This window comes from Helicobacter cetorum MIT 99-5656 (genome assembly GCF_000259275.1).
GTDB lineage: Bacteria > Campylobacterota > Campylobacteria > Campylobacterales > Helicobacteraceae > Helicobacter > Helicobacter cetorum.
The window spans coordinates 497580-511482 of record NC_017735.1 but is presented as its reverse complement, the minus strand read 5'-3'; the positions used below and the strand labels follow the sequence as shown (position 1 = coordinate 511482).

At 32.3% G+C, this 13903-nt stretch carries 13 protein-coding genes; 11 read left to right on the top strand and 2 right to left on the bottom strand.

The features are described from left to right. The first annotated feature begins 656 nt into the window (after window positions 1-656). The gene (locus tag HCD_RS08900; protein WP_158308549.1) at window positions 657-863 is read left to right on the top strand and encodes a hypothetical protein; all 207 of its coding nucleotides are present in this window, start codon (window positions 657-659) and stop codon (window positions 861-863) included. A gap of 32 nt (window positions 864-895) precedes the next feature. Then, window positions 896-1963 carry a tyrosine-type recombinase/integrase gene (locus tag HCD_RS02445; protein WP_014659026.1) on the top strand — a complete coding sequence of 356 codons (1068 nt, stop codon included), beginning with the start codon at window positions 896-898 and terminating at the stop codon, window positions 1961-1963. A 320-nt stretch (window positions 1964-2283) separates the two neighbouring features. On the opposite strand, the gene HCD_RS02440 is transcribed toward HCD_RS02445, so the two are convergent. Next, entirely contained in the window at window positions 2284-3264 is a 981-nt protein-coding gene (locus tag HCD_RS02440) for a HipA domain-containing protein (protein WP_014659025.1), read from the bottom strand. 545 nt (window positions 3265-3809) lie between these two features. On the opposite strand from HCD_RS02440, the gene HCD_RS08745 reads away from it, so the two are divergent. Next, window positions 3810-4031, top strand: coding sequence for a hypothetical protein (locus HCD_RS08745; RefSeq protein WP_014659024.1), 222 nt, complete (start codon window positions 3810-3812; stop codon window positions 4029-4031). Then, window positions 3991-4389, top strand: a complete 399-nt coding sequence (locus HCD_RS08740) for a hypothetical protein (RefSeq protein ID WP_014659023.1) — start codon at window positions 3991-3993, stop codon at window positions 4387-4389. The genes HCD_RS08745 and HCD_RS08740 overlap by 41 nt, the downstream gene beginning before the upstream one ends. A gap of 204 nt (window positions 4390-4593) precedes the next feature. Here HCD_RS08740 and tnpA read toward each other — a convergent pair whose 3' ends face one another. Then, entirely contained in the window at window positions 4594-5010 is a 417-nt protein-coding gene (tnpA, locus tag HCD_RS02430) for an IS200/IS605 family transposase (RefSeq protein WP_014658764.1), read from the bottom strand. Between the two features lie 36 nt (window positions 5011-5046). Here tnpA and HCD_RS02425 point away from each other — a divergent pair, with 36 nt between their 5' ends. The 7 genes from HCD_RS02425 to mqnF all read left to right on the top strand — a co-directional run bounded on the left by HCD_RS02425 (window position 5047) and on the right by mqnF (window position 13842). Beyond that, complete coding sequence (locus tag HCD_RS02425; protein WP_014658798.1) at window positions 5047-6369, top strand: RNA-guided endonuclease InsQ/TnpB family protein; 1323 nt, start codon at window positions 5047-5049, stop codon at window positions 6367-6369. A 188-nt stretch (window positions 6370-6557) separates the two neighbouring features. After that, window positions 6558-7253: a BsaWI family type II restriction enzyme gene (locus HCD_RS02420; RefSeq protein ID WP_041594878.1), complete on the top strand. Its 696-nt coding sequence runs from the start codon at window positions 6558-6560 to the stop codon at window positions 7251-7253. Next, the gene (locus HCD_RS02415; protein ID WP_014659021.1) at window positions 7250-8008 is read left to right on the top strand and encodes a DNA-methyltransferase; all 759 of its coding nucleotides are present in this window, start codon (window positions 7250-7252) and stop codon (window positions 8006-8008) included. The genes HCD_RS02420 and HCD_RS02415 overlap by 4 nt, the downstream gene beginning before the upstream one ends. An 83-nt stretch (window positions 8009-8091) precedes the next feature. Then, a complete protein-coding gene (locus tag HCD_RS02410) occupies window positions 8092-10662 on the top strand; it encodes an ATP-dependent Clp protease ATP-binding subunit (RefSeq protein ID WP_014659020.1) in 2571 nt (856 codons plus the stop codon). Between the two features lie 102 nt (window positions 10663-10764). After that, window positions 10765-11481 (top strand): cytochrome c biogenesis protein CcdA, encoded by a 717-nt coding sequence (locus HCD_RS02405; RefSeq protein WP_014659019.1) that lies wholly within the window; start codon window positions 10765-10767, stop codon window positions 11479-11481. A 7-nt stretch (window positions 11482-11488) separates the two neighbouring features. Further along, complete coding sequence (locus tag HCD_RS02400) at window positions 11489-12625, top strand: amidohydrolase family protein (RefSeq protein WP_014659018.1); 1137 nt, start codon at window positions 11489-11491, stop codon at window positions 12623-12625. Then, window positions 12610-13842 (top strand): aminofutalosine deaminase family hydrolase, encoded by a 1233-nt coding sequence (gene mqnF, locus HCD_RS02395; protein WP_014659017.1) that lies wholly within the window; start codon window positions 12610-12612, stop codon window positions 13840-13842. The genes HCD_RS02400 and mqnF overlap by 16 nt, the downstream gene beginning before the upstream one ends. Window positions 13843-13903: the final 61 nt, after the last annotated feature.

Genomic DNA, 13903 nt, shown 5'->3' with positions numbered 1-13903 from the left:
AATTTTAAAACTTAAAGTTTCCTTAAACATAATCATAAAGCAAGTTTAAACCTAACCATTGAACCTACTATCAAATCAAACTTAACCCTTTTAATACTAAGAACTAGAAACAAACCTAACCCTACATACTCTAAACAAAAATCTTTCTAATCCTAGAACACTAAACAACAAACCACTTACAACTTAACAGCACAACCTAATCCTAACCCTCTCTCTACAACTACATACTATGACAGATAATTCTTAATTTTCTTTTCTTTTTGATTTCTATTCTTTCTAAATCCTAATCAACTAAGTCCTACTCCTAAACTAAACCTACTACTTACCATCAACAGCTCCTACAATCAGTTTGCCTCTTTCAATGAGAGTTTTTTCTTTTTTAACTTTTCTTTTTAGCAAATTCTTATTACATGATTTATAGTATTTAAAAAATAAATCCTAATCATGACATGGTATTTACTAATAATATTTTTTAATCAATAGGATTAGAAAGAAAGATAAATCTTTCTTTCCCTTAATATCTTTATAACTATGTGGCACTTAAGTTCCGCTTTTATCTCTAATGCCCATAGATACGCACTTCTTAATCTTATAAAGTGCTTAAAGTTAACTTTCAAAAACTATTTAATTGTTGCTAAATTAAATTTTTGTTTTTAGTGAGTAATGTAAATAACTCTGTATTTGATTATTTGCTTTTTAAGGGGGCGGAATTTTGTTTTTATGCCTTAGTGAATGCGGAACTTTTTAAAAAACTAAGATTTAAAAGCGGAACTTCAAATCTTTTAAGGAGCCATGCAAAATTTTTAAAAATACCGCTTTTAGAACCTAACAAACTAAAAGAGCTTAAAACTCTCATTCTTTAAGATTTCTTTTTATATTTTAATAAGGGAGCAATATGTTAAATAACAAACTCACCAAATCTCAAAGAGAACTCTTTGATAATCTTAAAGCCTTTTTATACACTAAGGTTAAAAATTTCACACCCATTCAAGATGTGAATGATATGGCTTTCATATTAGACACACAAGATAAAATCCTAAAATGCCACAATATAGAGCAATTAAAACAACTCTGTCATATTCTTTACAATCAAGGTATTAAGCACACGATTATGATGCAAGGCTTGTTTTTATTCTTTGAATACTTTAGAGATAATCTCAAACTAAGAAGTTTTAGAACGCTTAGCGAAGAGCAAGTCATTAACTTTCTCTTTGAACTCGCCCAAAATAGAAAGCCCAGCTCTATGGCTAAGTATGTGATGTATTTAAGACAATTCTTTGATTACTTGGATAGGAAAAAGCGTTATAGCTTTGATTTTACGCTTAAAAATTTAGCCTTTGCTAAGATTAAAGAAAGTCTGCCTAGACATTTAAATGATAAAGACTTAAAGAGCTTTTTAAAAACACTTTTAGACTATAAGCCAACCACTAGCTATGAAAAACGCAATAAATGTATTTTACTCATTGTAATACTTGGGGGACTTAGAAAATGCGAAGTGTTAAACATAGAATTAAAACACATTCAAGTAGAAGAGCAAAATTACTCTATTTTAATTCAAGGTAAGGGTAGGAAAGAAAGAAAAGCTTATATAAAAAAGAGTTTGTTAGAACCAAGCTTGAATGCTTGGCTTAGTGATGATTATAGACTAAAATATTTTAATGGGGCATATCTTTTTAAAAAAGACAAACAAAAAGCACAAAATTCTTTAACGCTTTATAACTTTATCCCCTTAATATTCAAACTAGCTCAAATCAAACACTATAAGCAATATGGCACAGGCTTACATCTATTTAGGCATAGTTTTGCAACTCTTATTTATCAAGAAACCCAAGACTTAGTTTTAACTTCAAGGGCGTTAGGGCATAGCTCTTTACTCTCTACTAAGATTTATATCCATACTACCCAAGAGCATAACAAGAAAGTGGCTCTTGTATTTGATAGTTTGATAGAGAATAAAAAGTAAGGGGGTTAAAAATTGATTAAATAGTTTAATGTAATTAATACAAATAATCTCATTAAGACAAATAGCATAACATTAGATAGTTTTTATTGATTATCTAATGTTTTATTAATAATTAAAAATAATTAGATTTTTATAAGGATTGTTAAAATCATTGATATTTTATAGAATTAGCTTAAGCTATAAAACACCTTAAAAATAATGTAATTACTACTTGTTGTTATTTATTAATAAAATACTCAATAAACAATTCAAATAACTAAATTCTATTCAATACTGATAAAATAACTAAATATTATCAAATACCCACTCAATAAGATTACTTATCGCCTACGCTTAGGTGTGGGGGCGTATTCATTAGAATTGTCTAAATCATCGGTGTTGTCATCATAAGAGTTTGAATGAGCTTGTTTGTGTTGTAAGGATAGCTCAATAGCTCTAGTGTGTGCCACATCTATAATCTTTGATTTTCTAACATTAAGCATTGTGTATAAAAATTCTTTGTGTATCTCGCTCATAAAGGGCGTGTTGTTAATAATTGAATGGATTTTATCCATATCTATGCGTGGGTATATCCTAAGCAGTGCATCAAGGCAATCTTTGTCATTTGTTTGAGTTAAGAAATCATAGTAGTTGATTTTTTTATCATTATCATCTTTTAAGATAGATTGGGGGAAATCATAAATCCTTGTATTTAGCTCATCAATATTGTTTAAAACTTTTTGACATACTTCATCATCAGCTTGAGGATATAAACAAGAGCCACAATCAAAAATGGGAGCTATTTTATATTCTTTTGAATTTGAGGCTCTTAAAAAACCCCAATTACCATTATGCCTATCAAAATTACCTAGCAAGGTATCTGCTATAAACATATCCCAAAAGAAACGCTTTAAAACTTGTGGCTCAATAAAATGCTGGTTATCTATAGTATAAAGCACATCGTTTAAATTAGTGTCTTTACCTGATTTTTCTAATTCAATCATAGTATTTTTTAGATTTAGAAAATCTACAAGCTCGTATTGATGAGTGGTAAAATCTTTACAAGCAACTACGATTTTATTTTTATAAGTGCCTAGCAATGTTTCTTGAACCAATAAGTCTAAACTATTGACTATATGACAAGCCACATATTCACTAAAGCAACCATTGGTATAGGACATTTCCTTGTGTGTAGAAGGCTTAGGGGGGAATTTGACCATGTAGAGTTCATTGTTATAAATTAGGCTAATCTTATTTCCATTTGCCCCCCCAAAGCCTTTTTTAGGGTTAATCTCACAAAGGGTAAAATCAATGGTTGGCATGGTTATCCTTTTATTTATTAGTGAATGGATTGTTAAACCAATTATAACACAAACAAAAATAACTATAAAAGATTGTTATTACTCATTAAGAATATATCTAATTAACAATTCAAATAACTAAAAATAATACAATATGGATTAAATAACTAAATAGTTGATTATTTTTGATATTTTTTAAAGTTTTATGTTATAATGATTTAAATTTAAAATGAGATTAAAAGGGTAAGTTATGGTTAAGTTGAGGGGGTTAAACAAAGTTTTAAAAACAGGATTATTAGCTAGAGTGCTGTTGGGTATAGCCCCCCCCCCCCGTATTTAGCGAACCTGTTTATGACAATAAGGCATTTGAGAAACTACTAGAGCGATGGCCAACTCTCCCATCTCAGTATCATAACTTTGCTAGAACTTGTAACCGCAAAATTGATAGGAATAGTATTGATAAGAGTTTAGATAAAAAACAATCCTTTAAAGCCTATATAGAAAAAGTTAAAGATTGTATCGATGATTTAGAAAACCAGCAAAAGATTGCTAAATACAATGGGCGTGTGAAAAGTGCAGAATATTACGCAACCCACGATAAAGAGCGAGAACTTATGACTAAAAAATGCGAACAAATAGATATGAAACTATTTACTAGCCACAAAGAGCCTACACAAGAGCAACAAGCTCATTGCGAACAAGTAGCATTAGGAGAATACCTAATACAAAAAACGCTTGGAAAAGCAAATGGAAAAACAAGTTTTAGAACAGAGAAAAAATATTATTAAAGACTTAGCTCATTGCTACACGGAAATGGCAAGTAGCCTAGAAAAAGGCGAAGATTATTTGAAAAGAGACAAGAAGTGCAAAAAATATCTCTATGGAAGTGCTGGTAGTGGGGCTTTACAATTTTTTGGCACAGGACTTCCTATAATTCCACATCCAGAGAATTTCGCAAAATATATAACTTCAATGGGAGACTCTAGACAATTCAAAGTCAACTCTACTCAATTACAGCAATGTTATAAGACTTTTGCAAATAATCTCTTAAAAAATCAAAGCTATAAACCATTGGAAGAGAATTTTCTCATTGAATGTCGCAATCAAATGGAAGCATATTTTGAACAAAATAAATCCTTTTTTTAAAACTACTAGAGATAAAAAAGATTGCCTTAAGGATAAATACGATTTGTATTAGATTTAGAATGGTCTAAATAGTTCTAAATTTTTACTACTTTATTTATCCCAACAAAGCGAAAAACTCCGTCCTTTAGGGCGGAGATGTAAGCGTCAATAGCCGTTAGGCTATTTTTTAGTGTCATTTAACCTAAAAACAAAAGGTTAGCAAATCTAATGTGGTGTTTCTTGCTCTTGGATATATTGCTTAATGATTTCTAAAGGAGCACCCCCACAGCTTCCAGCAAAATAACTAGGCGACCATAAATGATTGCCCCACAAAGTAGCTTTAACATTTTTAAAATTTTGTTGTCTAACCAAACGACTACTAACACCCTTTAAAGAATTAACTAACCTACTAACACTAACTTTTGGTGGATAATTGATAAGTAAATGCACATGGTCGCTTTCCCCATCAAATTCTACTAACTCGCTTTCAAAGTCTTTGCATACCTTAGCAAATACAGAACCTAAAAAGTCTATAACTTCTTTGTTGAATGCTTTACGCCTATATTTAGTTACAAATACTAAATGCACATGCATTAAAAAAACACAATGTCTGCCATGTCTAATATTATCAATTTGTTTCATAGACCAAGTTTAACTAAATTATGCTAAAATCTTTCTATGAAAGTAAATAAGGGCTTTAAATTTCGTTTGTATCCTACCAAAGAGCAACAGACCAAATTACAACACTCTTTTTTTGTCTATAACCAAGCCTATAACATTTGCTTAAATCTACAACAAGAGCAATACGAAAAAAACAAAGATTTACCCACTAAACAAAGAAAATGGCAAAAATCAAGCGAATTAGATAGTGCGATTAAGCACCATTTAAAAGCTAGGAATTTAAGTTTTAGTAGTGTAGTCGCTCAACAATCACGCATGAATGCAGAAAGAGCCTTAAGAGATGCCTTTAAAGTCAAAAATAGGGGCTTTCCTAAATTTAAAAACTCTAAATTTGCTAAACAAAGTTTTACTTGGAATAATCAAGGCTTTTCTATCAAAGACTTTAACGAACGCTTTAAGATGTTTAACTTAATGAAAATGCCCTTAAAAATGCGTATGCATAGAGACTTACCCCTTAATGCTAAGATTAAACAAATCGTAGTCTCTTGCTCTCATCAAAAATATTTTGTTAGTTTTAGCATAGAATACGAAAAAGAGCTTAACACTATTAAAGAGCCTAGAAATTGTGTCGGTGTGGACTTAAATATCTATGATATAGCTTTAAGCGTTGATTTAAAAGAATATGAAAAACTAACCGACCTAGAACAATACCAAAAAGACATGAAAGAACTAGGTTTAAAAGTAGATGAAAATATCAATCTAAAACGACTTATTCCTACTTATTCTAAACTACATTCTTTTAAAAAATACTCTAAAGAATTTAAAAGACTACAAAGAAAACAAAGCCGTAGGGTTTTAAAATCTAAACAAAATAAAATCAAACTAGGAGGTAATTTTTACAAAACTCAAAAAAAATTAAACAAAGCCTTTGATAAATCAAGCTATCAAAAACTAGACAGATACCATAAAATCACAAGCGAACTTTCAAAGCAATTTGAATTGATAGTAGTTGAAGACTTACAAATTAAGAACATGACCAAAAGAGCCAAACTCAAAAATGTTAAACAAAAGAGTGGGCTTAATAAGTCTATACTAAATACTTCATTCTATCAAATCATCTCTTTTTTAGACTACAAACAACAGCATAATGGCAAATTGTTAGTGAAAGCTCCCCCACAATATACGAGTAAAACTTGTCATAGTTGTGGGCAAATCAACCACGAGCTTAAATTAAATCATAGAGAATATCTGTGTCAAAATTGCGGATATATAGAGCATAGAGATATAAACGCCGCAAGTAATATTTTAAGCAAAGGGTTAAGTCTTCTTGGGTTAGGAAATAGCCTTGCAGACTTTAAAGAGCAAAGCCTTTCGTATTAGCATTCAGTAGGGTGCTTTAGTTAGGAAGCTCCTCGCTTTAGCGAGGGGTGTTTCACAAAAACTAAAAAGCATTTTAAAAACCTTTGAGAGCTTTACAAAGGATAGTTAAAAAGAATTTAAAAGTATCAGCAACTATCAAAGGGCTTTATACTATAATTTTATCTATTTCTATCAATAAGGTATTTGAATTGAGTTTAGCAGACACAATTTTAGAACATTTTAAAGATTTTATTAACTCACATTCTGAACCCTACAAGTCCTTACAAGCTTTTTATACACAAGAAAAAGAACGCTTTTTTAATAGTAAAGTTAGCGATTATGTTAATCAGGGCAAAAGCAAAGAAGAGGCTAGTATTTTGGCTAGACAAGGCTTTGTAAGTGCTATAGGAAGAGCGTTAGAAAAAATCATAGAACTTTTATTACAAGATTTTTGTCTTAAAAACAATGTAAAAATCACAAATGACAAAATTTTAAGGGCTAAGAATATTGATGATGAGCTTGATAAAGTTAAACGAGCCTTGCTTGTGCATTTTGGCGAGTATAGTGTGTTACCGGATGGAGATATTATTCTTTATCAAACAAACAAGGATAATGTAAAAATTTTAGCGATTTTATCGGTTAAAAATTCTTTTAGAGAGCGGTTTACAGAAACGCCTTATTGGAAATTAAAGCTCTTACAATCGCCTATAACTTCTCATATTAAAGTCTTTATGATAACGCCGGATAATGATGATGAAATTAGTTTTAAGGGCAAACCTAAAAAAGCACGGATTGTTATGGAGTATGAACTAGATGGCATCTATTTGGCTAAGAGTGAATTTGATAAAAGCTCTAAAATTAAGGGCATAGAGAATTTATTAGAGGATTTAGAAAAACTTTTATGAAAGCTTATTTTAGTTTAGATAAATTGAATTTATATCATGGTGATGTGAGCGTTTTAGAGACCTTTGAAAAAGGCTTTTATGATTTGTGTGTAACTTCACCGCCTTATAATTTGAGTATTGAATATCAAGGGAGTAATGATTTTAGGGCTTATAATGATTATTTAGAGTGGTGCAAAAACTGGCTTAAAAATTGTTATGTTTGGGGTAAGGAACAAGCAAGACTTTGTTTGAATGTTCCACTAGACACTAATAAACACGGCAAACAGAGTTTAGGGGCAGATATTACGGCAGTGGCAAAAGAATGTGGTTGGAAATATCAAAACACCATTATTTGGAATGAAAGTAATATTTCAAGACGCACCGCTTGGGGGAGTTGGCTACAAGCATCAGCACCTTATGCCATTGCTCCTGTGGAACTGATTATTATTCTTTATAAGAATGAATACAAACGCCAAAAACAAACTTCTACGATTAATAAAGAGGAGTTTTTACTCTATACAAATGGGCTATGGAGTTTTGGTGGCGAATCAAAAAAACGCCTAAAACACCCAGCCCCTTTTCCAAGAGAATTGCCGAGGCGTTGTATTAAATTGTTTTCTTTTTTGGAAGACACGATTTTTGACCCTTTTAGTGGCTCTGGCACAACTATTTTAGAGGCAAATGCTTTGGGGCGTTTTAGTGTGGGCTTAGAAATTGAAAAAGAATATTGCGAGTTGTCTAAAAAGCGTATTTTAGATAGTCTATCATTATTGTAAGCTTTCTTTAAAAACCTTTGAGCGTTATAATAAAATAGTGTAAAATAGTAAAGATTTTAGATTAAAACTCTAAGGGGTTTATGATGAATTTGTTTGAAAAGATGACTAATCAATTACAAGAGAATTTAGATAGTGCGTTAGCTCTAGCCCTACATAATAAAAACGCTGAAATCACGCCCTTGCATATGCTTTTTGCTATGCTTAATAACTCACAAGGCATACTCATTCAAGCCTTACAAAAGATGTCTGTAGATTTGCAAGCCTTAAGGCTTAGCACTCAAAGTGAGCTAGACAAGCTTGCTAAAGTCTCACAAATCAATAAGCAAGATATTCAATTAAGTCAAGCCTTAATACAAAGTTTTGAAAACGCTCAAGGCTTGAGTGCTAAAATGGGCGATTTATTTGTGGCTGTAGATGTTTATCTTTTGGCTAATATGAGTCTTTTTGAGAGCGTTTTAAAACCTTATTTAGACACCAAAGAATTGCAAAAAACTTTAGAGTTTTTAAGAAAAGGTGCGACTATTCAAGATAAGAATGATGATTCTAATTTAGAGAGTTTAGAAAAATTTGGCATTGATTTAACGCAAAAAGCCTTAGAAAATAAACTTGACCCTGTTATTGGAAGAGATGAAGAAATCATTCGCATGATGCAAATATTGATTAGAAAAACTAAGAATAATCCTATTTTACTAGGTGAGCCGGGAGTGGGAAAAACGGCTGTTGTAGAAGGTTTAGCCCAACGCATTGTCAATAAAGAAGTGCCTACAACACTTTTAAATAAGCGTGTCATTGCTTTAGATTTGAGTTTGTTAGTGGCTGGGGCAAAATATAGGGGTGAGTTTGAAGAGCGTTTGAAAAAGGTTATTGAAGAAGTTAAAAAAAGCGCTAATGTGATTTTATTTATTGATGAAATCCACACTATTGTGGGAGCTGGGGCAAGTGAGGGGGGTATGGATGCGGCTAATATTTTAAAACCAGCGTTAGCTAGAGGGGAATTACACACTATTGGAGCAACCACTTTAAAGGAATACCGCAAATATTTTGAAAAAGACATGGCATTACAAAGGCGTTTCCAACCTATCATGCTTAATGAGCCTAGTATTAATGATGCCTTACAGATTTTAAGGGGGCTTAAAGAGACTTTAGAAACACACCATAATATCACAATCAATGACTCTGCTCTTATAGCAAGTGCTAAACTATCTAGCCGTTATATTACGGATAGATTTTTACCCGATAAAGCGATTGATTTGATTGATGAAGGGGCGGCGCAATTAAAAATGCAAATGGAATCTGAGCCGGCAAAACTCTCTCTTATTAAGCGACAAATCCAAAGATTAGAAGTAGAAAAACAAGCCCTTGAAATGGAAAATAAAGAGAGTAATCTCAAACGCACCCAAGAAATCCTTAAAGAATTGAGCGATTTGAAAGAAGAAAAAAGAGAATTAGAAGCGCAATTTGAGAATGAAAAAGAAGTGTTTAAAGAAATTTCACGCTTAAAAGCAGAAACAGAGAGTTTAAAGCGTGAAGCACAAATTGCTGTGCGTGATGGGAATTATCAAAAAGCGGCTGAAATTGAACATGGTAAAATTCCTGAAAATGAAAAGAAAGAAAAAGAATTGCAACATAAATGGGAAGTTATGCAACAAAATGGGGCGTTATTGCAAAACGCTTTAACAGAGAACAATATCGCCGAGATTGTGAGTCAATGGACTCAAATTCCCATTCAAAAAATGCTCCAAAGCGAAAAAGAAAGGATTTTAAACATTGAAAGCGAACTACAAAAAAAGGTTGTAGGACAAGACAAGGCTTTAAAAGCGATTGCTAAAGCGATTAAAAGAAATAAGGCGGGTCTTAGTGATAGCAATAAGCCTATAGGGAGTTTTCTCTTTTTAGGACCTACTGGGGTGGGTAAAACAGAGAGTGCAAAAGCTTTGGCACAATTCTTGTTTGATAGTTCTAAAAATCTCATTAGAATTGATATGAGCGAGTATATGGAAAAGCATGCTATAAGTCGCCTTATAGGGGCAGCTCCTGGGTATGTAGGCTATGAAGAAGGCGGTCAATTAACAGAAGCAGTAAGAAGAAAGCCCTATAGCGTGGTATTATTAGATGAAGTGGAAAAAGCCCATCCTGATGTGTTTAATCTCTTGTTGCAAGTTTTAGATGAAGGGCATTTAACCGATAGTAAGGGTGTGAAAGTGGATTTCAAAAACACGATTGTAATTCTTACAAGTAATGTGGCTAGTGGTGTGCTTTTAGATGAGCATTTAAGCGAAATGGATAAACAAAAGGCTATCAAAGAGAGCTTAAAACAAGTCTTTAAGCCAGAATTTTTGAACCGCTTAGATGAAATTATCTCCTTTAATGCATTAGATAATAACGCCATTACTAATATTGTAGGGATACTCTTTGAAGGCATTCAAAAAAAGGCGTTTGAAAGGGGCATTAGCGTAGAATTAGACCAAGAAGCAAAAGAATTGATAGCTCAAGTGGGTTTTGATAGATTCTATGGGGCAAGACCTTTAAAAAGAGCGTTATATGAAATGATAGAAGATAGGCTCGCTGAACTTATTTTGGAAGATAAAATTAAAGAAAATAGTTGCGTTGAATTTGTAGTAGAAAATAACGAAATTGTGCCTAAGATTAAGTAAGATTTTGTTATTTTAAAATGAAGAAATATCAAAAATTCGCACTTTTTAATCAGGGTTTTTAAATTAATGAGTGGTATTTTGAAAAATAAAAAGGATTAAGAAATGTTTGATAATACTTTAATTAATTTATTTGAGACAACGCCTTTCTTGACTTCACTCTTAGCTGGGGTTTTGACTTTTTTAAGCCCTTGTGTATTGCCTTTAATTCCAGCATATATGTCTTATATCTCTCAAATTTCTTTAGAAGATATTAAAGATGGTAAGGCTAAAAGAGTTTCGGTCTTTTTAAAATCCTTGATGTTTGTGATAGGATTTTCGTTCGTATTTTTGGGTGTGGGCATGTCTATGGCAAAGCTTATTCATAGCTTTGTAGGCGGATGGGTGAATTATATTTCTGGGGGCATTGTCTTGCTCTTTGGTTTGCATTTTTTAGGGCTATTTCGTTTTACATTTTTGTATAAGACTCAAAGCGTGCGTTTTAGTAGTAAATCTAATAGCATGCAACGCTTTTACCCCTTTCTTTTAGGGGTGAGTTTTGCCCTAGGCTGGACTCCATGTATTGGACCTATATTTACTTCTATTGTGATGATGAGTGCGAGCAAGGATAGTTATGGCTTATTGCTTATGATAGTGTATGTTATGGGGTTAGCCATTCCATTCTTATTAGTGGCTTTAATGGTAGAAAGAGCGTTATTGTTTTTAAAATCCTTAAAAAAATACAACCGCATGATTGAGATTGTTTCAGGGTTAGTGCTGGTGTTAATGGGGGTGTTGATTATGACAGACTCTATGAAAAGTTTGACAAATTTTTTGAATTAGGATTTTTATGTTACTAAAGAATGCTTCATTTTATTATGATGATAAATTAAGAGTAGCGGATATTCGCTTAAAAGATTCTCTCATTACAGAGATACAAGAAAACTTAAGCCCTACAGATAACGAAGAAGTGATTGAATGTGCAAATTTATTTGTATTACCAAGCTTAATTGATTTAAGCGTTACTTGTTTAGAGAGTTATGAAAACTTAAGGCAAAAGGCTTTTAAAGGCGGGGTAGGGCTACTTAATATTTTTAATCACGCTCAAAGTAATATTAAAAATATTATGGCAATTAAGGATAATCAACTAGAAGATATTGCTACGCTTAAAAATCAAGGGGGGGAAATTTTAATCGCCCAAAGTGATGTTTTTTTAGAACTCATCAGCCATTATGCGAAATCCTATAACTTGCCCCTTTTGGTGTCTTTAGAAAATGCTTTTCAAAGCTTAAATAGTGGGGAATTAGCCTATGAATTAGGGCAAAGTTTCATAGACAATGCGTTTGAAAACACTTACTTGGTGCGTTTTATGGAAGTTTCTAGGGCTTTAGGTATTCCTATGCTTTTAGATAAAATCAATAGTATAGCCACATTAGAACTTACAAAAACCTTTAATCATTTAGGGGCAAATTTACAAGCTCAAGTGCCATTAAGTCATTTAGTGTTAGATGAAAGCGTAGTTAAAAATTATGAGCCTAGGTTCAAAATTGCCCCCCCCCTAAGGGATAAGAAAAGTCAAAATGCCTTGCAAGTTGCTTTAGGAAATAATGAAATCTCCATGCTAACTAGCCAACATGTTCATAAAAACTCAAACGCACAGCTTTTTGAAGAAAGTGCTTTTGGGTGTGAGAGTATAGAATACGCCTTTAGCGTGGCTTATACCTTTTTGGTTCAAAAAAATATCATGAGTTTGCAACAGCTTATTAAGGTTATGGCATTCAATCAAGCAAAGTTTTTAGGGCTAAACTCAGGTGCAATTAAAGAAAATAAATTAGCTAATCTTATTATCGTGGATTTAGATGCTAAAAAGAAAGTTAGTAATAAAAATTCGCCTTTTTATGATTTAGAATTACAAGGTGTAGTTCAAAGAATGATTTTAGAAGGTCAAACAGCGTTTCTTAAAGGGGGCGTATGCGAGAAATCATAGGGGCGTCTTTAGTTTTTCTTTGTGATGAAAAATGTGAAGTTTTACAAGATTATGGCGTAGTCTTTGATGAAAAGATTATTGAAGTAGGCGATTATAAAAGCTTAGTGCTTAAATACCCTAATTTAAAAGCACAATTTTTTAAACATTCTATTCTTTTGCCAGCCTTTGTTAACCCACACATTCATTTTGAGTTTTCTAACAATAAGGCGAGTTTTAATTACGGAAGTTTTGCTAACTGGTTAGAAAGCGTGATGCAAAATAGGGGGGCGATTTTACAAAATGGCGAGATAGCTATACAAAACGCTATAAACACACAGCTAAAAAGCGGAGTGGGGAGTGTGGGGGCGATTTCTAGCTATCTTAAAGAAGTCAATTTGCTCAAAAGTAGCCCTTTAAACGCTGTGGTATTTATGGAGTTTTTAGGAAGTAGCTATTCCTTGGAAAGACTAGAAATATTTGAGACACAATTTAGGGATTTAAAAGCGTTAGAAAATGAGCGTTTTAAAATCGCTCTAGCCTTGCATGCCCCTTATTCAGTCCAAAAAGATATGGCATTAAGTATCATTAAGTTAGCCAAAAACTCACAAAGCCTACTTTCTACGCATTTTTTAGAGTCTTTTGAAGAATTAGAATGGTTAAAAAACTCTCAAGGGTGGTTTAAGAGTTTCTATCAAAATTTTTTAAACCAAACTAATGCTAAAACGCTTTATAAGAGCGTGAATGATTATATTGAAATGTTTAAAGACACGCATACTTTATTTGTGCATAATCAATTTGCGTCTCTAGAAGTCTTAAAAAGAATTAAGTCTCAAGTCAAAAACGCTTTTTTAATCACATGCCCTGTTTCTAATCGCCTATTGAGTGGGAAAGTTTTAGATTTAGAAAAAGTTAGAAAAGCACATTTGAATGTGAGTATCGCTACAGATGGTTTGAGTTCTAATATTTCGCTCAATTTTTTAGATGAATTAAGGGCGTTTTTATTCACTCAAAAACCCATGCCCCTATTAGAATTAGCCAAAATCGCTCTTCTAGGGGCTACACATTATGGAGCTAAAGCACTAGGATTAAATAATGGTGAGATACAAGAAAATAAAAGAGCGGATTTGAGCGTGTTTAGTTTTGATGAAAGTTTTACTAAAGAACAAGCGATTTTACAATTTTTATTGCATGCTAAAGAAGTGGAGTGTTTGTTTTTAGGGGGCAAAAAAGTAATTTAGGAGAAAATAATTCGTTTTAAAGATAAATGCGTTAAAATTAGAGATTTGAATAGATGAAACA

Bases quoted from the DNA above. Each gene is read 5' to 3' on its own strand.
- HCD_RS02445 (WP_014659026.1), top strand. From the start codon at position 896: ATGTTAAATAACAAACTCACCAAATCTCAAAGAGAACTCTTTGATAAT.
- HCD_RS02440 (WP_014659025.1), bottom strand. From the start codon at position 3,264: ATGCCAACCATTGATTTTACCCTTTGTGAGATTAACCCTAAAAAAGGC.
- HCD_RS08740 (WP_014659023.1), top strand. From the start codon at position 3,991: ATGGAAAAACAAGTTTTAGAACAGAGAAAAAATATTATTAAAGACTTA.
- tnpA (WP_014658764.1), bottom strand. From the start codon at position 5,010: ATGAAACAAATTGATAATATTAGACATGGCAGACATTGTGTTTTTTTA.
- HCD_RS02425 (WP_014658798.1), top strand. From the start codon at position 5,047: ATGAAAGTAAATAAGGGCTTTAAATTTCGTTTGTATCCTACCAAAGAG.
- HCD_RS02415 (WP_014659021.1), top strand. From the start codon at position 7,250: ATGAAAGCTTATTTTAGTTTAGATAAATTGAATTTATATCATGGTGAT.
- HCD_RS02410 (WP_014659020.1), top strand. From the start codon at position 8,092: ATGAATTTGTTTGAAAAGATGACTAATCAATTACAAGAGAATTTAGAT.
- HCD_RS02405 (WP_014659019.1), top strand. From the start codon at position 10,765: ATGTTTGATAATACTTTAATTAATTTATTTGAGACAACGCCTTTCTTG.
- HCD_RS02400 (WP_014659018.1), top strand. From the start codon at position 11,489: ATGTTACTAAAGAATGCTTCATTTTATTATGATGATAAATTAAGAGTA.
- mqnF (WP_014659017.1), top strand. From the start codon at position 12,610: ATGCGAGAAATCATAGGGGCGTCTTTAGTTTTTCTTTGTGATGAAAAA.